This is a genomic window from Amycolatopsis taiwanensis DSM 45107 (assembly GCF_000519205.1).
Taxonomy (GTDB): domain Bacteria; phylum Actinomycetota; class Actinomycetes; order Mycobacteriales; family Pseudonocardiaceae; genus Amycolatopsis_E; species Amycolatopsis_E taiwanensis.
In genome coordinates this window covers 51,144-69,717 of record NZ_JAFB01000025.1, presented here as the reverse complement: position 1 = coordinate 69,717, position 18,574 = coordinate 51,144, and the positions used below count along the sequence as shown (strand labels likewise).

17 protein-coding genes are annotated in these 18,574 nt (G+C 69.1%); 15 read left to right on the top strand and 2 right to left on the bottom strand.

Translation table 11 applies throughout. The features are described 5' to 3' along the window. Nucleotides 1-31: 31 nt before the first annotated feature. The 6 genes from A3CU_RS45700 to A3CU_RS45685 are packed head-to-tail and all read left to right on the top strand — an operon-like array spanning nucleotide 32 to nucleotide 5,383. Nucleotides 32-964, top strand: a complete 933-nt coding sequence (locus A3CU_RS45700) for an ABC transporter permease (protein ID WP_063628858.1) — start codon at nucleotides 32-34, stop codon at nucleotides 962-964. Continuing rightward, on the top strand, nucleotides 961-1,752 hold the full coding sequence (locus tag A3CU_RS0120275; RefSeq protein WP_027943859.1) for an ABC transporter permease: 792 nt from the start codon (nucleotides 961-963) through the stop codon (nucleotides 1,750-1,752). Before A3CU_RS45700 ends, A3CU_RS0120275 begins: the two co-directional genes overlap by 4 nt. After that, nucleotides 1,742-2,887, top strand: a complete 1,146-nt coding sequence (locus A3CU_RS45695; RefSeq protein WP_084143461.1) for an ABC transporter ATP-binding protein — start codon at nucleotides 1,742-1,744, stop codon at nucleotides 2,885-2,887. Before A3CU_RS0120275 ends, A3CU_RS45695 begins: the two co-directional genes overlap by 11 nt. Further along, the gene (locus A3CU_RS0120265) at nucleotides 2,884-3,528 is read left to right on the top strand and encodes a class II aldolase/adducin family protein (protein WP_027943858.1); all 645 of its coding nucleotides are present in this window, start codon (nucleotides 2,884-2,886) and stop codon (nucleotides 3,526-3,528) included. Before A3CU_RS45695 ends, A3CU_RS0120265 begins: the two co-directional genes overlap by 4 nt. Next, nucleotides 3,525-4,532, top strand: coding sequence for a carbohydrate kinase family protein (locus A3CU_RS45690; RefSeq protein WP_063628857.1), 1,008 nt, complete (start codon nucleotides 3,525-3,527; stop codon nucleotides 4,530-4,532). The genes A3CU_RS0120265 and A3CU_RS45690 overlap by 4 nt, the downstream gene beginning before the upstream one ends. 56 nt (nucleotides 4,533-4,588) lie before the next feature. Beyond that, complete coding sequence (locus tag A3CU_RS45685) at nucleotides 4,589-5,383, top strand: IclR family transcriptional regulator (RefSeq protein WP_052371899.1); 795 nt, start codon at nucleotides 4,589-4,591, stop codon at nucleotides 5,381-5,383. 32 nt (nucleotides 5,384-5,415) lie between these two features. On the opposite strand, the gene A3CU_RS0120250 is transcribed toward A3CU_RS45685, so the two are convergent. Continuing rightward, complete coding sequence (locus A3CU_RS0120250) at nucleotides 5,416-6,438, bottom strand: Lrp/AsnC family transcriptional regulator (RefSeq protein WP_027943857.1); 1,023 nt, start codon at nucleotides 6,436-6,438, stop codon at nucleotides 5,416-5,418. Nucleotides 6,439-6,519: 81 nt separating this feature from the next. Between A3CU_RS0120250 and A3CU_RS0120245 the strand changes: the two genes are divergently transcribed. The 3 genes from A3CU_RS0120245 to A3CU_RS0120235 are packed head-to-tail and all read left to right on the top strand — an operon-like array spanning nucleotide 6,520 to nucleotide 10,814. Continuing rightward, on the top strand, nucleotides 6,520-7,839 hold the full coding sequence (locus A3CU_RS0120245; RefSeq protein WP_156960442.1) for a type III PLP-dependent enzyme domain-containing protein: 1,320 nt from the start codon (nucleotides 6,520-6,522) through the stop codon (nucleotides 7,837-7,839). Further along, on the top strand, nucleotides 7,836-9,254 hold the full coding sequence (locus A3CU_RS0120240; protein WP_084143443.1) for a Na+/H+ antiporter NhaC family protein: 1,419 nt from the start codon (nucleotides 7,836-7,838) through the stop codon (nucleotides 9,252-9,254). Before A3CU_RS0120245 ends, A3CU_RS0120240 begins: the two co-directional genes overlap by 4 nt. Nucleotides 9,255-9,266: 12 nt before the next feature. Continuing rightward, on the top strand, nucleotides 9,267-10,814 hold the full coding sequence (locus tag A3CU_RS0120235; RefSeq protein ID WP_027943854.1) for an N-acyl-D-amino-acid deacylase family protein: 1,548 nt from the start codon (nucleotides 9,267-9,269) through the stop codon (nucleotides 10,812-10,814). A 110-nt stretch (nucleotides 10,815-10,924) separates the two neighbouring features. Here the strand turns inward: A3CU_RS0120235 and A3CU_RS0120230 are convergent, their stop codons facing one another. Beyond that, nucleotides 10,925-11,824: a LysR family transcriptional regulator gene (locus A3CU_RS0120230; RefSeq protein WP_245617225.1), complete on the bottom strand. Its 900-nt coding sequence runs from the start codon at nucleotides 11,822-11,824 to the stop codon at nucleotides 10,925-10,927. A gap of 63 nt (nucleotides 11,825-11,887) precedes the next feature. Here A3CU_RS0120230 and gabT point away from each other — a divergent pair, with 63 nt between their 5' ends. From gabT to A3CU_RS0120200, 6 genes are all read left to right on the top strand, one after another. Further along, nucleotides 11,888-13,207, top strand: a complete 1,320-nt coding sequence (gene gabT / locus A3CU_RS0120225) for a 4-aminobutyrate--2-oxoglutarate transaminase (protein WP_027943852.1) — start codon at nucleotides 11,888-11,890, stop codon at nucleotides 13,205-13,207. Beyond that, a complete protein-coding gene (locus A3CU_RS0120220; protein ID WP_027943851.1) occupies nucleotides 13,204-14,583 on the top strand; it encodes an aldehyde dehydrogenase family protein in 1,380 nt (459 codons plus the stop codon). Before gabT ends, A3CU_RS0120220 begins: the two co-directional genes overlap by 4 nt. A gap of 76 nt (nucleotides 14,584-14,659) precedes the next feature. Further along, nucleotides 14,660-15,817, top strand: coding sequence for a cupin domain-containing protein (locus A3CU_RS0120215; protein WP_027943850.1), 1,158 nt, complete (start codon nucleotides 14,660-14,662; stop codon nucleotides 15,815-15,817). Further along, nucleotides 15,814-16,647 (top strand): fumarylacetoacetate hydrolase family protein, encoded by an 834-nt coding sequence (locus tag A3CU_RS0120210; RefSeq protein WP_027943849.1) that lies wholly within the window; start codon nucleotides 15,814-15,816, stop codon nucleotides 16,645-16,647. The genes A3CU_RS0120215 and A3CU_RS0120210 overlap by 4 nt, the downstream gene beginning before the upstream one ends. Continuing rightward, nucleotides 16,644-17,291 carry a maleylpyruvate isomerase family mycothiol-dependent enzyme gene (locus A3CU_RS0120205; RefSeq protein ID WP_043841826.1) on the top strand — a complete coding sequence of 216 codons (648 nt, stop codon included), beginning with the start codon at nucleotides 16,644-16,646 and terminating at the stop codon, nucleotides 17,289-17,291. Before A3CU_RS0120210 ends, A3CU_RS0120205 begins: the two co-directional genes overlap by 4 nt. 8 nt (nucleotides 17,292-17,299) lie before the next feature. Beyond that, nucleotides 17,300-18,565 carry an FAD-dependent oxidoreductase gene (locus tag A3CU_RS0120200; RefSeq protein WP_043841824.1) on the top strand — a complete coding sequence of 422 codons (1,266 nt, stop codon included), beginning with the start codon at nucleotides 17,300-17,302 and terminating at the stop codon, nucleotides 18,563-18,565. Nucleotides 18,566-18,574: the final 9 nt, after the last annotated feature.

Genomic DNA, 18,574 nt, shown 5'->3' with positions numbered 1-18,574 from the left:
TCACAGCCGCCGACCAGGAAGGGGCCTGCCTATGTCCGTGATTTCCCCGCCTCACACCGCAGCCCGCACCCCTCGTCGGCGAACGTCCACGCCCCGGGCCGGTGGCCGCCGGTTCTGGGGCCGCGCCGGGTTGCTGCTGGTGGTACCGGCGTTGGTGGTACTCGCCGTTTTCTTCGTCGTACCCGCGCTGCGTCTGCTCTGGCTCTCGGTGACCAGCCCGGAGCCCGGGTTCGGCAACTACACCGCAATCATTCGCGACGAGGTGGCGGTCACCATCGTGCTCCGCACGCTCGGCATGGCGGCCATCGTGACGGCGGTGTGCCTGGTCTTCGCCTATCCCTACGCCTACCTCATGACGATTTCCCCGCGCCGATGGCGGGTGATCCTGCTCGGCGTCGTGCTGATCCCGTTGTGGACCTCGCTGATGGCCCGCACCTTCGCTTGGGTGGTGTTGTTGCAGGACAACGGGATCGTCAACTTCCTGCTGTCTTCGCTCGGCGGCGGAGAGGTCCATCTGCTGGGGACCGCGGCAGGCGTGACACTGGCGATGGCGCAGGTGATGTTGCCGTTCATGGTCCTTCCCGTGCACACGACCATGCGCGGGATCGACCGCCGTCTCGTCGATGCGGCGCTGTCGCTCGGCGCCCGCCCGGTCAACGCTTTCCTGCGGGTCTACCTACCGCTCTCCCTGCCCGGTGTCGCGGCGGGCGCGACGCTGGTCATGGTGCTGTCACTCGGTTTCTACGTGACACCGTCGCTTGTGGGGTCCCCCAAGCAGTCGATGCTCGCGCAGTTCATCTCCGTGCAGGTCAACCAGCTGGTGAACTTCGGTGGCGCCGGTGCCCTCGCGGTCGCGCTGCTCGTGCTGACGCTCGCCCTCGTCGGTGGCGTTCAGTTCGCCACCCGCAGGAAGGGCGCCCAGACAGCCACCGGCGCCAGCATGGCGGGAGGCGTGTCCGTATGAGAACCGGACGTGGTCTGCGCATCGTGCTGACCTTGGTGGGAGTGCTGGTCGGGGCCTGGCTCGTCGTGCCCACGCTGATCGTGATCCCGCTCGGTTTCTCCGGCGAGGACAGCTTCGCCTTTCCACCACATTCGTGGAGCATCCGCCACTACGTCACGTTCTTCACCGAGCCCAGCTGGCTGACCGCGTTGCTGGCGTCGGTGCAGATCGCGCTGATCGTCACCGCGGTGGCCACCGTGCTCGGCACGACGGCCGCGTTCGGCCTGGCGAGGACCGGGTTCGTGGGCAAGGGCGCGATCAACGGCCTGTTCCTGGCGCCGTTGATCGTGCCGGGGATCGTCGTCGCCGTCGCGATGTACGCCGCGTTCCTCAGCTGGGGTCTGATCGGCACGCCGACCGGCTTCATCACCGCCCACACCGTGCTTGCCCTGCCCTTCGTAACGGTCAACGTGACCGCCGCGCTGGCGGGTTTCGACCGCACTCTCGAACGCGCCGCGGCAAGCCTCGGAGCGTCGGCGTGGACGACGTTCCGGACGGTGACCTTTCCGCTGATCCGTCCCGGCGTCCTGGCTGGTGCCCTGTTCGCGTTCGTCACCTCGTTCGACGAGGTCGTCGTCTCTCTGTTCATCCAGGCCCCGACCTTGCAGACCCTGCCGGTCCGCATGTTCACCTCGGTGACCAACGAGGTCGATCCGACTATCGCGGCGGCGTCCACAGTGGTGCTCGTGGTCTCGACCGCCCTGATGGGGCTCGCCAACATCACGAGGAGGAAGCCCAGTGAAAGCTGATCCGGCCGGCGACCAGCGCGCGGGCGCTCGCATCGAGACCCGGGCATTGTCCAAAGTGTACCGTGGTGCGACCCGTCCCGCGGTAGACGACGTCGCACTGACCATCGAGGCGGGCGAGTTCATGACCCTGCTCGGCCCCAGCGGCTCGGGCAAGACCACCACGCTGAACATGATCGCCGGGTTCGAGGACGTGACCGCCGGCCAGATTCTCCTCGGTGACGCCGACATCGCGCGGGTCCCGCCGCACCGCCGCAACCTCGGTGTGGTTTTCCAGAACTACGCGCTGTTCCCGCACATGACGGCTGCGGACAACGTGGCTTTCCCGCTCAAACAGCGAAAGGTCGGCAAGCGGGAGATCGCGCGACGAGTGGCCGAGGCGCTGGACCTCGTCCGGCTCGGTGAGCACGGGAGCCGGCTTCCGTCCCAGCTGTCGGGCGGGCAGCAGCAACGGGTCGCGCTCGCTCGTGCCGTCGTGTTCGAGCCCAGAGCGCTGCTGCTCGACGAGCCGTTGGGCGCTCTGGACAAGAAGCTGCGGGAGTCCCTCCAACTCGAGATCGCGAGACTGCACAAGGAATTGGGGATCACCTTCGTGTTCGTCACCCACGATCAGGAGGAAGCGCTCGCGCTGTCCGACCGCATCGCCGTCTTCCGTGACGGTCACATCGAGCAGGTGGGGACGCCGGCCGAACTGTACGAAAAGCCCGCATCGCACTTCGTCGCCACTTTCCTCGGAGATTCCAACGTTTTCTCCGGCCACGCGCGCGACGGTCTCCTCGACACCGGCTGGTGCCGGTTGCGAGCCGGCGGCGAGGTCCTGACGGGACCGGTCGCACTCGTGGTACGCCCCGAAAGCCTCCGGATCGGTCCGCCGGCCGACCCCGGCGCCAACGTGCTCTCGGCGACCGTGACCGACGTGATCTATCAGGGAGCGTTCCGCCGGATCCTCGTCGAATTCGACGGCGGCTTCGGCGGCCAGATACGAGACGGCGCCGCCGGTCCGGCCGCCCCGGTGACGATCGGACAGCGGATCGAGGTGCACTGGCCGGCCGAAGCCGGAGTGCTCGTGCCCGGCGAAGGCGAACCCAGCGAAACCGAACCTCCGGTGCTGACCTCGCCTGCGGGGAGTGCCCGGTGAACGCCGAACTCGAAATGGCACGCGAGCAGGTCGCCGAGGCGGGGCGTCGGCTGATCGGCGACGGACTGGTCCAGGGAACGGCGGGCAACATCAGCATCCGGGTCGGGGATCTGGTCGCCATCTCGCCGTCTGGCGTTCCCTATCACCTGGTGAGCGCGAACGACGTCTGTGTAGTCGATCTGGCGGGCGAACCGCTCCCGGCCCTGAACACGCCGGCGCCATCCTCCGAAACTCCGATGCACCTCGCCATCTACCGGGACACCGGCACTGGTGCCGTGGTGCACCACCACGGACTCCACAGCGCCGCGGTCTCCACCGTGGTCACCGAACTCCCGCCCCTGCACTACTACGCGCTGCAACTCGGTGGCCCCACCCGGGTCGCCTCCTACGCGACGTTCGGCACCCCCGGACTCGCCGAATCGGTCTGCACCGCGCTCGAAGGACGCAATGCGGCCTTGATGCAGAACCATGGGGCCGTTGCCCACGGCAACACCCTCGACCAGGCCTACGACCGTGCGCGGCTCCTCGAATGGTTGTGCGCCCTGCACATTCAGGCCCACAACCTGGGCACTCCGCGCGTTCTCACCGACACCGAACTCACCGCTGTCACCCGGCGGAAAGCGGAAAGGGCAGTCCGGTGAGCCCAAAGGTCGTGTGCGTCGGGGCACACATCGTCGATGTGCTGGGCCGGCCGGTGGTCGCGATACCACCCGGTCAGGGCCGGGAGACTCTGGAAGAGATCAGGGTGACCGCGGCGGGCACGGCCGGCGGCACCGCGGTGGACCTGGCCAAACTGGGCGCCGAGGTCGCCAGCGTCGGCCCGATCGGGGACGACACCGCCGGGCGCCTGCTGCGCACCCTGCTGTCCGAGCACGGTGTGGACGCCAGCCGGTTGGCGGTCAAACCCGGCCTGGCCACACCTGCGACGATCCTGCCGATCAGGCCGAACGGGGAGCGGCCTTCACTGCACGCCCCCGGCGCGATGGAGACTCTCACCGCGGACGACATCGACTGGGACCTGGTCGCCGAGGCCGACGTCCTGCACGTCGGCGGGCCGGACGCCCTCGGCGGCTTCACCGAGGCCGTGCTGCCGGATCTTCTCCGGTTCGCGCGCCGGCATGGCACCGTCACGACCATGGACCTTCTCCGGACGGCCGTGCGGCCCGAACTGATCGAGATATTGCGGCCGTCCTGGGAACACATCCAGTACCTACTGCCCAACGACGACCAGATCCGCGCGATCAGCGGGCTGCAAGACCTCCATCAAGCGGCCCTGAAGGTGCGCGCCACGGGGGTCGGTACGGTCGTGGTCACCAAGGGCGGCGACGGGTCACTGATCGTCGGAGAAGGGGTGACCGAGGATATTCCCGCTTTCCGGATACCAGTGGTCGACACCACCGGCTGCGGCGACGGGTACTCGGCCGGGTTCATCACCGGACTGTGCCATGGCTGGGACCTGCTTTCCGCGGCCCGGCTCGGGACCGCGGCCGCGGCCCTGGTGGCGCAGGGGCTCGGCTCCGACGCCGGTATCGTCGACCTTCATACGACCCTGCGCTTCTGGTTGGACCGGCTGGACGAAATGGACGGCAACGCCCCGCCCGAACTCGAATCCGCCTCGGGCACCCGACTGGTTCGCCGGGAATGACGAGGTGTCGCCTACGGTGGTCCGGCACGAACCGGTGAGGGAGAGAAAACGCAGCTATGCCTGAAAAAGCAGGCGCGGCGGGCGAGCCCGTCCGAGTACTGGTCAAGGCGATGGCCGTGCTCGAATTGCTCGCCGAGGCACCGGAGGAACTGAGCCTGGGCGATATCGCCGCGCGCCTCAACCTCAACAAGAGCACCTGTCACCGGATCTTGACCACGCTCGCGGCCGGCGACTTCGTCGAGCGCCCCTCCGCCGGTTCCTACCGGCTGGGCATCGGTGCCTTCAGAATCGGCAGCGCGATGGCCCGCCGCCTCAGCGTCCGCGACCGCGCGCTGCCCGCCATGCGCGACGTCTATCGAAAGACCGGCGAGACCGTTTTCCTGCTGGTGCTGCGCGGCGACGAGGCCGTTTGCCTGGAACGGCTCGACGGTCGTTATGCGGCCACCCACACCCTGCGGGTCGGCGGTACGTTGCCGCTCTACCTGGGCGCCGGCCCTCGGCTGCTGTTGGCACACCTACCCGAAAACCAGTTCGAAAGCTATCTCGCCGGCCCGTTCCAGCGGCGCATCTCGGCCAGTCAGCCGACCGAGGCGCAACTGCGTGAACAACTGAGCGTCATCCGCCAAGACGGTTACTCGGCGAGCCGTGACGACGTCGAGGAAGGGGTCACCGCGCTGAGCGTTCCGGTACGAGACCATCTCGGCGCGATCGTCGCGGCCCTGAGCTTGAGTGGGCTCTCGTCTCACCTGACCGAATCGGAACGCCCTGTCCACCTCCGGCATCTTTTCGACGCCGCCGCGGAGGCATCGCGGGCAATGGGTTTTCGCGACCACGGGCGTCCGGCAACCTAGACGTGTTCCGGGCGATTTCCGGCTTACCCTCCTCAGGAGGCGAAGAACGTCTCGCCGCTCAGCGGAATCTCCCGGATGCTGCGGCCTTCGCCGTCGAGGAGCCGGCCCAGTTGTTTCATCGTCCGGAGGCTGATCGCCCGGTCCGCCACCACGAGCCCGGGCGCCCGCTCGACGAGGGTGGCTTCGAGCGCGGGCATCTCGTCCAGCGTGCGCAGCCACACCATCAGCAAGAGGTTCCGCGCCCCGGTGAGCGCGCAGCACAGCCGCACGGACGGCAGCGTGGCCAGCGAGCGGCCGACCCGGTCCAGGCTTTCCGGCGGGACACTTGCCCAGACCACCGCGGTGTGCGGCGTGCCGGACACGGACTGGGCGACGTCGCAGCGCAGCCGCAGTTGCCGGGTGGTCAGCAGCCGGTTCACGCGCCGCCGGGCCGTCGGCTCGCTGATCCCGGCGCGTCCGGCCAGCTCGGGATAGGACATCCGGCCATCCTCGTGCAGTAGCTGGTAGATCCGTTGGTCGGTCGGGTCGACGCGGCCGCCCTGGGCCGCGTGGCGGGGCTCGGCATCGGTTTCCAGCATTTGCCGCTGCGCGCGCGTGAGGCTGTGCAGGCGCCAGCGGCTCGCTTCGCTGTAGCCGACGGTCCGCAGTTCGCAGCGGTAGCCGCGGACGCCCGGCAGCGCCGCGACGGACATCCGCACGGATTCGGCGATCGCAGCCGGGGTCGGCCGCGCGAGAACCACGAACAGCGCGTACTGCCCGGTGAGCTGGTACAGGTAGATGACGTGGTCCAGTTCGACGAGCGTGTCGGCTACCTCGTCGAGCCGGCCGGGCGCGCAGTCCACCTCCAGGTAGGCCATGCAGAACTCGCGGTGCCGCGCCGGGCCGATCACGCAGGTGATCCAGGCGATGCCGGAATCGTGCAGCCGCCGCCAGCGGCGGGCCACGGTCGCGGCGTCGACCCCGAGTGCGCGGCCGAGCGCCGACCACGGTGCGCGAGGGCTCACCTGTAGCGCGTTGATCAGCGCGAGATCCAGCTCGTCGACGGAATCCGGCATGAGGTCCTCCCAGTTTGCTCGATAATGACGGTATCAAGCAATTCACGCTTGGACTTGCTGTGCTCGCGGACGCTGTTCGCCATGTATTCGGCAGGAAGATTCGACCGGGTGGTGCGCGTGGCCGCCGAGAGGGGTCTGGTCGGCGAAGCGGAGCCGGTCGCCGGCTTTCTCGACGTGGACGGCGTGCTCGATTCGGCGCACGACCTGTTCGCCGCGTTCGAGGACGTCCCGGTGTTGCACACGTTCGCGGTCAAGGCAGCGGCGCTCGTCCCAGTGCTCCGGCTGCTCGCCGACGCCGGGATGGGCTGTGAGGTCGCCAGCCCGGGCGAGTTCGCGCAGGCGACCGCCGCCGGGGTGCCGGCCGACCGGATCGTCGTGGACTCCCCGGCCAAGACGCGCGCCGAGCTGACGCACGTGCTCGCGCATGGCGCTGCGGTCAACGCGGACAACTTCACCGAGTTGGAGCGCATGGACGAGCTGCTGGCCGCCCAGCCGAGCGCCTCCGTGCTCGGGCTGCGGGTCAACCCGCAGGTCGGCCAGGGCACGATCGCGGCGATGAGCACGGCCGGGGAGAGTTCCAAATTCGGTGTCCCGCTACGGGAAGCCCGCACGCGGCTCGTGCAGGCGTTCGCGGCACGGCCCGCGCTGACCCGCCTGCATGTGCATGTCGGCTCGCAGGGCTGTCCGCTCGAGCTGATGGTCGAGGGCGTGCGCGAGGTCTACGAACTCGCGGAGGAGATCAACCGGACCCTGCGCCGTCCGCAGGTGAACAGCATCGACCTCGGCGGCGGCCTGCCGGTCGACTTCTCTTCCGACGACCGGCCCGCGTTCGCCGAGTACGCCACGCTGCTGCGCGCACGGATTCCGGGGTTGTTCGACGGCCGGTACACGATCGTCACCGAGTTCGGCCGCGCGCTGCTGGCGAAGAACGGCTTCATCGCGGCGGTGGTCGAGTACGTGAAGGACGCGGGCGGCCGCCGGATCGCGATCACGCACGCCGGCGCACAGGTCGCGACCCGGACGGTGTTCATGCCGGACGCGTGGCCGCTTCGGGTCGGTGCGTTCACCGCGGACGGGAAGCGCAAAACCGGTGTCCTCCAGCGGCAGGACATCGCGGGTCCGTGCTGTTTCGCCGGCGACGTCGTGGCGACCGGCCGGAACCTGCCGGAACTGGCGCCGGGTGACCTCGTGGTGCTGCCCGACACCGGGGCGTACTACTTCTCGACGCCGTGGTCCTACAACAGTCTTCCGCGTCCGGCGATCCACGGTTTCACCAACCGGGACGGCGAACCCCGGTTCGCCACCGTCCGAACGCGACAGTCGATGGCCGAAGTGGTCGCCGAAAGCGGAGCCGAGCACCGGGACGCGCTCGGCGCGCTCGGCAGACTGGAGAAAGCATGACGACGAAAGTGGCCCCGGCAACGGGGAACCCGCCGGCCGGCACCCGGTCGGCGGCGAACGTGGTCCGGTACTCGCTGGCCGCCCTCGGGCTGGTGGGCAGCGCGGTGCTCGGCGCGTTCGTGCACGCCCCGACGGTGTGGGGCCTGCTCCCGGTGGTGCTCTACGCGGTGCTTTCGCTGTCGGGCATGCATCTGCTGCTCGCGACCGCGTGCGCGCTGGTGTCCGGCATCCTGCTCGACCACCGTTCGCCCGCCCGGATCGGCGAACTGCTGGGGCATTCGCTCGGCGACACGGTGACACTCATCGGCGTCATCGTCGTGCTCGGTGGGGCGCTCGGCGAGGTGCTGCGGGTGACCGGCGCGGCCGACGTGCTGGTCCGCGGGGTGCTCAGGGTGATTCCGGGCAACAGCCGGATCGCGATCCAGTTCGGGGTCATGCTGGCGTGCCTGGTATTGGTGTTCGCGCTCGGCACCCTCGCCGGGGCGCTCGCGATCGTCGCGCCGATCGTGATCCCGGTGGTGGCGCGCGCCGGGTTCACGCGCTCGGCCACCGCGTCGATGATGTTCCTGGGTGGCTGTGCCGGGCTGGCGCTGGCTCCGTTCGCCGGCTCGAACATCGCGATCCTCGACGCGGCGAAGATCGGTTATGGCACCTATCTGCTGGTCGGCGCCGGCCCGCTGGCGGTGCTGTCGATCCTGCTTTCCCTGGTCGTCGTGCCGCGGGTGCAGCGGCGTTCGGCCGCAGAGGGCGGTGACTTCTACTCGCCGGAGCAGGTGGAGAAACCGAACGAGGCACCGCACAGCGGCCGCGCAACGGTCGTTTTCGGGATCTTCCTCGCCGCGACGGTCGCCTACGCGGTGGTCGCCGGGGCGTCGACGAGCTTCCCGCTGCTGGCCCTGCCGGTGCTCGCCGTGGTCACCGCCGCGGCGGGCGGGCTGTCGGTCCCCGAAACGGTCGCGGCGCTGGCGCGCGGCGGCGGCCGGCTGTTCGAGACCTTCCTGATGTTCTGGCTGCTGGCGGCGTTCTTCCAGATCGTTGACGAGCTGAAGCCCTATGACGTCCTGCTCGGCCGGTTCGGCCCGATGCTGCACGACATGCCGGTGCTGCCGTTCGCGATCGGCGTCGCGATGCTGGGCTGGCTCGGTGTGCCTGGCGCGACCGCCGCGCACGTCGTGCTGCTGAACAAGGTGTTCGGCTCGCTCGGCACCGCGCTGGGCATGACGCCCGCGGCGTGGGCGGTCACCTACCTGTGGGGGTCGAAGGCCGATACCTACGGCCCATTCCCCAACGCCAACATGATGTCCGTGCTCGGGTTCTCCGAGTCGAACCGGCTGAAGACGCTGCTCTCGGTCGGCTGGGTCGTGCTCGTGCCTGCCGCGCTCATGTACCTGCTGATCCTGATCGTATTGCTCTAGAAGGGGGATTCCATGCTTGATCTGGTGCTGTGCGGAGGAACCGTCGTGGACGGGACCGGCGCCGAACCAGTGCGCGCGGACGTCGGCGTGCGAGACGGACGCATCGTTGCCCCGGGCCCCGCGCGCGAGGTCGTGGACTGCACGGGCCTCGTGGTCACCCCGGGGTTCGTCGACCTGCATTCGCATGCCGACTTCACCATCCGGCATTCGCCCGCCGCGGAAAGCTGTCTGCGGCAAGGAATCACGACCATCGTGACCGGCAACTGCGGCAGTTCTCCGTTCCCCTCGGTGCCCGGGGTCAACGAAACCCTGGGTGGGGCAGGGGAGCGGGACACCACTCAGTGGCCGTCGTTCACGGCGTTCGCGGAGTCGGTCGACGAACGCGAGCCCGGCGTGAACGTAGCCGTGCTGGTCGGGCACGCGGCTTTGCGCGCCGCGGTGGCCGGTTCGGAGCTGCGCGACCTGACCGCCACGGAACTCGCGGCGATGTGTGAAACGCTGAAAACCCTGGCGGAGGAAGGAATTCACGGCCTTTCCACCGGTCTCATCTACGCGCCCGGCTCATTCGCCCCGACCGACGAGGTGGTCGCCCTCGCGACCGTCGCCGCCGAAGCCGGGTTGCTCTACAGCACGCACATGCGCGACGAAGGCGACCGGCTGCTGGAAGCCGTCGAGGAAGCTCTCGAAACCGCGCGGCGCAGCGGCGTTCGGCTGCAGATCTCGCACCTCAAGGCAATGGGACCGGTCAACCACGGCAAGGTGCGGGAAGCGTTGCAGCGCATCCACTCCGCACGGGCCGCGGGCCTGGACGTCGCCTGCGATGTGTACCCGTATGCGGCGTCGTCGACGAGGTTGAGTTCGCGGCTGCCGGATTGGGCTCTCGATGGTGGTGCGAGCGCGCTGGTCACCCGGCTGCACGAGCCCGAGACACGCGCCCGGATCCGCGCCGAGGTCTCCGCCCGGATCGGCCGTACCCTGCTGCCCGAAGGCACCATGATCGCTGCTCTGTCCCAGGGGCCGTTCCACCGGTGGATCGGCGCTACCGTCGCGGAAATCGCGGCCGCGGACGGAGCCGAGCCGGTCGACACGGTGCTGGACCTGCTGCGCGATCACCAGGGCGACGTCTGGATCGTCAACCACGCCATGGCGGAAGAAGACGTGGAAACGGTGCTGCAGGACCGGTTGAGCGCGGTCGCCAGCGACGGCTGGGTGCTCGACACCGCCGGCGGCGGACACCCGCACCCACGGCACTTCGGTGCGTTCGCCCGCGCCTTCGCGAAATACCACCGCACTCGGGGCGTCGTCGATTTGGCTGACGTGGTGCGGAAAATGAGCGCGTTGCCCGCGGAGCGCATCGGCCTGCGCGACCGGGGCACGTTGAACGAGGGCCGGATCGCGGACGTAGCGGTGTTCGACCCGCAGACGTTCACCGATGTGGCGACGTACGAGAAGCCGCTGGCCTACGCCACCGGGATCGCCCACGTGCTGATCGGTGGCCGGTTCGCGGTGCGGGATGGTGCTTTGGCAGCTCAGCGTCACGGCCGGGTGCTGCGTCGCTGAACGACCCGGCTACACGGTAGGGCAACATACGAAGCCCTTGCGCAGGATCGTGATCTTGTCGATTACGGCCCTGCCAAGGGCTTCGCTACGTTCCCGGCATCGGCACATCGTCAGGTGGGAAGTACGTCGGGGCCGTAGCGTTCCGCGCAGAAGGTCCGAAGCCGGTGGGCCATCGCGGCCAGCGACCGAGCCGCGTGGTGCGCCGGATCCCAGGCGGCGAACAACGTGATGCGCAGTGGCCCGAGGCTGCTGCCGATCTGCAGGCCGTGCAGGCCGAAGCGGGGGTCGTCCGAGACCACCGCGACACCGCGGCCTGCCGCGGCGAGCGCCTGCGCCACCTGCGCGTTGCCGCATTCGACCAGCTCGGGTGTGGGGAGGCTGTCGACGGATAGCGCTTCGTGCAGGATCCGGCGTGGCCGGAACGAGGGGTCGAGCACCACGAGCGGTTCACGCACCAACTGCTCCAGCGGCACGCTCGCTTTCCCGAACCAGCGGTGCCCTTCGGGCACGTAGGCCCACAACGGCAGGACGGCGAGCGGGAGCCGGCCCCACGCTGCTTGTGGTCGTTGGGTCACGATCGCGAGATCGGCGCCTCGGCGCAGGGCCGCCGTACCCGTCGTTTCGACGACCGTGGGCATCGGATCGTCCGGGCCGAAGGTGGCCAGGAACGGCGCGATCACGTCGGTCAGGGTGGTGGTCGGCGCGGCGATGGTGAGCCGTACCAGTCGTCCGGCCGCGAGCGCGTCCGCCGCGGACAGCGCTTCGTCCGCACGATCAAGGACTTCCCGGGCGACCGGCAGGAACTGCGCGCCGGCGGCGGTGAGTTCCAGGCGGTTTCCGTGCCGGTGGAACAGCGTGAGCCGCAGTTCGCGCTCCAACTGCCGTATTTGGCGGGACAACGCCGGCTGGGTCACCCGGACGATTTCGGCCCCCGCGCTGACCGAGCTGTGTTCGGCGACGGCGACGAAGTACCGCAAGGTACGCAACTCCACAAGGAGAGTATGCCTCATGCACATACTGAAAGAAGAAAAGAAGCATTGGACGGCATGGTCGATGCTGGTGACGATGGCAGCATGACGCTCACCAGTGGGCCGGCCCAGGCCCGTCACCTCGCAACCGCGATTCCCGGTCCGCGTTCCCTGGAACTGATGGCGCGCAAGGAGCACGCCGTCGCGCGCGGGGTCGGTACGACCATGCCCGTGTTCGCCGTGCGTGCCAGTGGGGGAGTGGTGGAGGACGTCGACGGCAACGTCCTGATCGACCTCGGCTCCGGCATCGCGGTGACGACGGTCGGCGTCAGCGCGCCGAGGGTGGTTGACGCGGTGCGCGGGCAACTGGATGCGTTCACGCACACCTGCTTCATGGTCACCCCATACGAGGGCTATGTGGCGGTGGCCGAGCAGCTCAACCGGCTGACACCGGGCACGCACGAGAAGCGGTCGGTGCTGTTCAACTCGGGCGCCGAGGCCGTGGAGAACGCGGTCAAGATCGCCCGCGCCTTCACCGGCCGTCAGGCGGTCGTCGCGTTCGACCACGCTTATCACGGCCGCACCAATCTGACGATGGCGATGACCGCGAAGTCGATGCCGTACAAGCAGGGGTTCGGGCCGTTCGCGGCCGAGGTTTACCGCGCACCGCTGTCGTACCCGTTCCGGGACCGTGCGGACGGCCCGGCCGCCGCCCGCCGGGCCATCGACGTGATCGAGAAGCAGGTCGGCAGGCCGGCGGCCGTCGTGATCGAACCCATCCAGGGGGAGGGTGGGTTCATCGTGCCGGCACCCGGGTTCCTGCCCGAACTGGCGGCGTGGTGCCGCGCCAACGACGTCGTGTTCATCGCCGACGAGGTGCAGACGGGGTTCGCCCGGACCGGCGCGCTGTTCGCGAGCGAGCACGAGGGGATCGTGCCGGATCTGCTGGTCAGCGCGAAGGGCATCGCCGACGGCCTGCCGCTGTCGGCGGTCACCGGCCGCGCCGACATCATGGACGCTGCACACACCGGTGGGCTCGGCGGCACCTACGGGGGCAATCCGCTGGCCTGTGCGGCCGCGCTCGCCACGATCGAGACGATCGAGGCCGAGGGCCTTCTCGAGCGGGCACGCGCGATCGAAGAGTTGATGAAAGACCGGCTGTGCCGGCTGCAGGAGAAGGACGATCGCATCGGCGATGTCCGTGGCCGCGGCGCGATGCTCGCGGTCGAACTGGTCCGGCCGGGCACCACCGAGCCGGATCCCGAACTCGCCCGCGCGGTCGCCGCGGCCGCGCACGCCCAGGGCGTGATCGTGCTGACCTGCGGCACCTACGGCAATGTCCTGCGGTTCCTCCCGCCCCTGGCGATCAGCGACGAACTGCTGAACGACGCGCTCGACGTCCTCGCGGAAGGGTTTCGCGCATGACCGAGTTCCCGGTTGAGAACCCCGCGACCGGCGAGATCATCGCCATGGTCGCCGACGGCGGCCCGGCCGAAGCGCGGGCAGCGGTGGACGCCGCCGAGGCCGCCGCGCGGGCCTGGGCCCGGACCCCGGCGCGCGCTCGGTCGGAGATTCTGCATCGGACGTTCGAGCTGATGCTGCGTGACCGCGAGCAGCTCGCTGAGTTGATCGTGTCGGAAAACGGTAAGTCGCCGGCCGATGCTCGTGGGGAAGTGGCCTACGCGGCTGAGTTTTTCCGTTGGTACGCCGAAGAAGCCGTCCGTACCGATGGTGGCTATGGGCCTTCGCCGGCCGGTGGTACCCGGACCGTGGTCACGCGGCGGCCGGTCGGCATCGCCGCGCTCGTCACGCCGTGGAACTTTCCCGCCGCGATGGCCACCCGGAAGATCGGCCCGGCGCTGGCCGCGGGGTGCACCGTGGTGCTCAAGCCGGCGGCCGAAACGCCGCTGACCGCGCTCGCGGTCGCCCGTCTGCTGACCGAGGCCGGCGTGCCCGGCGGTGTGGTCAACGTGGTGACCACTACCGACGCCGGCGGCGTCGTCACGACCTGGCTGGAAGACCCGCGAGTCCGCAAGATCTCGTTCACCGGCTCCACCCGGGTCGGCCAGTTGCTGCTGCGTCAAGCGGCCGATCGCGTCGTCAACGCGTCCATGGAGCTGGGTGGCAACGCGCCGTTCGTGGTCACCGCCGACGCCGACCTCGACGCGGCCGTCGACGGTGCCATGATCGCGAAGTTCCGCAACGGCGGCCAGGCCTGTACCGCCGCGAACCGCTTCTACGTCCATGCCGACGTCGCCGATGAATTCGTCGCGCGCCTGAGCAAGCGAGTGGAAGCGCTTACCGTCGGCGCCGGTGGCGAGATCGGGCCACTGATCAGCGCGAAAGCCGTTGGCGGAGTTGCCAGGCTGGTCGATTCCGCCCTCGCGGCCGGCGCGCGGGTCGTGGCACGGGCCGCGATCCCGGGTGAGGGGCAGGGGCATTTCTTTCCACCGACCGTGCTCGCCGATGTGCCGGCGGATGCCGAGATCGTCGGCCAGGAGATCTTCGGCCCGGTCGCCCCGGTCGTCACCTGGCACGACGAGAGCGAACTCCTGGCGTGGGTCAACGCCTCGGAGTTGGGACTGGCCGCCTATGTCTACGCCGGCGAGCTTCAGCACGCCCTGCGTCTGGGGGAGGCCATCGACGCCGGCATGGTCGGCATCAACCGCGGCCTCGTCTCCGACCCCGCGGCCCCCTTCGGGGGCATGAAACAAAGCGGACTCGGCCGCGAAGGCGCCCGCGACGGACTCAACGAGTTCACCGAGACCCAGTACCTGAGCATCGACTGGCCCGGAACCTGACCCGTGAACGGCTCGGCCCGTTCTGCTGTGCAGAATCTCGGGTTCCACTGGCCGCATGGTGGGGCACGATGTCCCCATGACCGACACAGACGCCCGTGATGTCTCGCCGGTGAGCCTGACCGCGGCGAGCCGTCCAGACCAACCGCCGGTGACGCCGGAACTGGAGGACCTGTACCGGGGTTTCGAGAAGGAACTTCTGGTTCCACTCTGGACCGAGATCGGGGACCTGATGCCCCGGCAGCCGAAGTCGAAGGCACAGCCGCACCTGTGGGAGTGGCAGACCCTGGTCGAACTGGCGGCCCGATCGGGCAATCTTGTGCCGGTCGGGCGCGGTGGTGAACGGCGCGCGATCGCACTGGCCAATCCGGGCCTGGGCGGCCGGCCCTATGCGACGCCGACGCTGTGGGCGGCGATCCAGTACCTGATGCCCGGCGAGGACGCACCGGAGCACCGGCACACCCAGAACGCTTTCCGCTTCGTCGTCGAGGGCGAAGGGGTGTGGACGGTGGTGGAGGGTGATCCGGTTCCCATGCGCCGCGGGGATTTCCTGCCGCAGCCAGGGATGAACTGGCACGCGCACCACAATGCGGCGAGTGCGCCGATGGCGTGGATCGACGGTCTGGACATCCCGTTCCAGTACGACATCGAGGCTCAGTTCTTCGACTTCGGGCGCGACCACCTGCCGGATGAGGAACGCACGGTTCCCGACCGGTCCCGTTCGCAGCGCTTGTGGGGGCACCCGGGGCTGACGCCGGTGGCGCGTTCCGGGCGCACGGCGGCCACCCCCCTGCTCTGCTACCGCTGGGAGGACACCGATGCCGCGCTGGCGGACCAGCTTCGCCTGGAACGCGAGGGCCATCCGAGCACCGTTGAACACGGTCACGCGGTCGTGCGCTACACCAACCCGACCACCGGTGAGGACGTCCTGCCGACGATCCGCGTCCAGGTCCACCGGATCGCGGCCGGGGCCGAGACCGCACCGCGGCGGGAGACGGGTTCCTCGGTCTACCAGGTGTTCGACGGCTCCGGGCGGGTCAAGGTCGGTGACTTCTCGTGGTCGGTGCAGCGCGGGGACCTGTTCGTCGTGCCTTCCTGGCAGCCGTTCTCGGTGGCGTCGGATGCCTCGGCGTCGGATTCCGACTCGGGCGCGCTTGATCTGTTCCAGTTCAGTGACGCCCCCATTTTCACCAAGCTCAACCTGTACCGCAGTCACGTCGAGGAGATCACCCGATGAAGCTCGCAACCATTCGTCTCGCCGACCGTACGGTCGCCGCACGACTCGAAGGTGATGTGCTGGTTGAAGTCGGGCAGCCGGACGTCGGTGCCGTTCTCGCCGACCCCGCGGGGCTCGCGGCGGCGGCGAGTGCCGCGGGGCCGGAGCATCCCGTTGCCGGGGCGGAATTCGCCACGCTCGTGCCCCGCCCGAGCAAGGTCGTGTGCGTCGGACTCAACTACCAGAACCACATCAAGGAGATGGGGCGCGATCTTCCGGAGTACCCGACCCTCTTCGCCAAGTTCGCCGATACGTTGATCGGCGCCCGGGATGACATCGAACGCCCGGCCGAGACCGAGATGCTCGACTGGGAGGCCGAACTCACCGTGGTCGTCGGACGGCAGGTACGCCGTGCCGACGAGCAAGCGGCGGTAGCGGCGATCGCCGGCTTCACCGTGCTCAACGACGTCACCTGCCGCGACTGGCAGTTCCGTACCCGGGAATGGCTGCAGGGCAAGAACTGGGACCACACCACACCGGTCGGCCCCTACCTCGTGACACCGGACGAGTTGGGCGGTCCCCGGCCCGCACTGGACATCCGGTGCGCGGTCGACGATCAGGTGATGCAGCAGGACAACACCGGCGATCTGCTGTTCGACCCGGTGGCCTTGGTGCGCTACGTCTCGACGATGGTCCGGCTCAACCCCGGCGACCTCATCGCCACCGGAACACCCGGTGGCGTGGGCCACGCCCGCAAGCCCCCGGTCTTCCTGGACGAAGGCGCGATCGTCACGACGGAAATCGAGGGCATCGGCCAGTTGAAGAACCGCGTGACCGGAGGCTCCCGGTGACCCGGACGCCGGCCACGACCCTGGAGTGGGTCGCCGAGGGGACTGCGTTGTGCGGCAAGGCCATCCGCGGCCTGGACGAGGCCGGTCTCGCCGAGCCGTCGCTGCTTCCCGGCTGGTCCCGCAAGCACGTCGTCGCGCACCTGGCGAGCAATGCCGACGCGATCGGCAATCTTGTGCATTGGGCGCGCACCGGTGTCCAGACCCCGATGTATTCCTCGCCGGCACAACGTGCGGAGGCGATCGAGAATGGAGCAGCGTTGCCTCCGGAGCGGCTGCTCGCGTGGTTCGACGATTCCGCCCGCATCCTCGCGGAATCCATGGCGGAACTGACCGGCGAACAGTGGCGGGCCGAGGTCGTGACCGCCCAGGGCCGACGGGTGCCGGCGCTGGAGACGCCGTGGATGCGCAGCCGTGAGGTGATGGTCCACGCGGTCGATCTCGCCACCGGCATCCGGTTCACCGATCTGCCCGAGCCCTTCCTCGAAGCACTCGGCGCCGAAATTCGCGACAAGCGCGGCGAGGCCGGGCTACCCGAAGTGCACGGCAGCCTCCCCGAGATCACCGCATACCTGGCGGGCCGGCCGTACACCGGCGTGACCACGAGCGACGGCGCCCCAGCGGCGCCGTTGCCCCCTTGGCTGTGAGGACCACCATGAGCACAGAACGCACGAATCGCGCCGACGTCCTGGTGATCGGTGGTGGCATCGGCGGGTTGTCGGCCGCGCTCGCCCTCACCCGCAAGGGACTGCGGGTGCGGGTATATGAGAAGGCCCCGGAGTTCGGGGAGGTCGGCGCCGGACTCCAGCTCGCCCCGAACTGCACCCGCATCCTCCGGGAATACGGGCTCCTGGACGAGGCGAGGGCACTCGGGGTCCTGCCCGAGCACATGATCATGAAGGACGCGCTCGACTCCGCCGAGCTGACGCGGCTGGACCTCGGCGACGTCGAGCGCCGGTACGGGGACCCGTATCTCGTGATGCATCGCAGCGATTTGCATCGCATCTTCCATCAGGCATGCGTGCGCGCGGGTGTCGATCTGGTCACCGATGCCGACTGCACCGGCTACGAGAACACCGGGCAGGGTGCGCGGGTGTCCTTTGCGGACGGTCGCGTCGACGATGCCGAGGCGGTGATCGCGGCCGACGGTCTCCATTCGATCGCACGCCGGCTGCTCGTGGACGACGAACCGGTCAACTCGGCTTACGTGGCATACCGTGGCGCTGTCCCCTTCGAGCAGGTTCGTGGCCACGACGTGCACGACAAGGCCGTCGTGGTCTACATCGGACCGAAATGCCATTTCGTGCAGTACCCGTTGCGTGGCGGGGAGATGTTCAACCAGGTTGCCGTCTTCGAGTCGCCCAAGGCGGTGGCCGGTGAGCCCGACTGGGGGACTCCGGACGAGCTGGACCGCGCCTTCGAAGGCACGTGCGCACAGGTTCAGGCCGGGCTTCCGCTCATGTGGCGAGACCGCTGGTGGCGGATGTTCGACCGCGATCCGATCGACACGTGGGTTCAGGGCCGGATCGCGTTGCTCGGCGACGCGGCGCATCCGCCGTTGCAGTACATGGCGCAGGGTGCGGTGATGGCCATCGAGGACGGCTGGGTGCTGGCCGAGCACATCGGTGAGCAGCGGGCCCGGCGGTCGGCGGAGTCGTCCGGAGTGGACTGGGAACGGGCGTTCGCGGGATATCAGGCCGTCCGGACCGAGCACTGCCGCCGGGTCGTGCTGACCGCGCGGTCGTGGGGTGAGCTCTGGCATCTCGACGGCCGTGCGCGGCAACAGCGCAACAAGCTGCTGCGCGCGCGGGACGTTTACGACTATTCCTTCACCGACTGGGTCTTCGGCCCGACCGCGCTGCGGCCCGAGGACGAGCCGGAGCTCTACCCACGTATCCCGTTGGACAGCGTGGCACTCTGACGGCGTGCG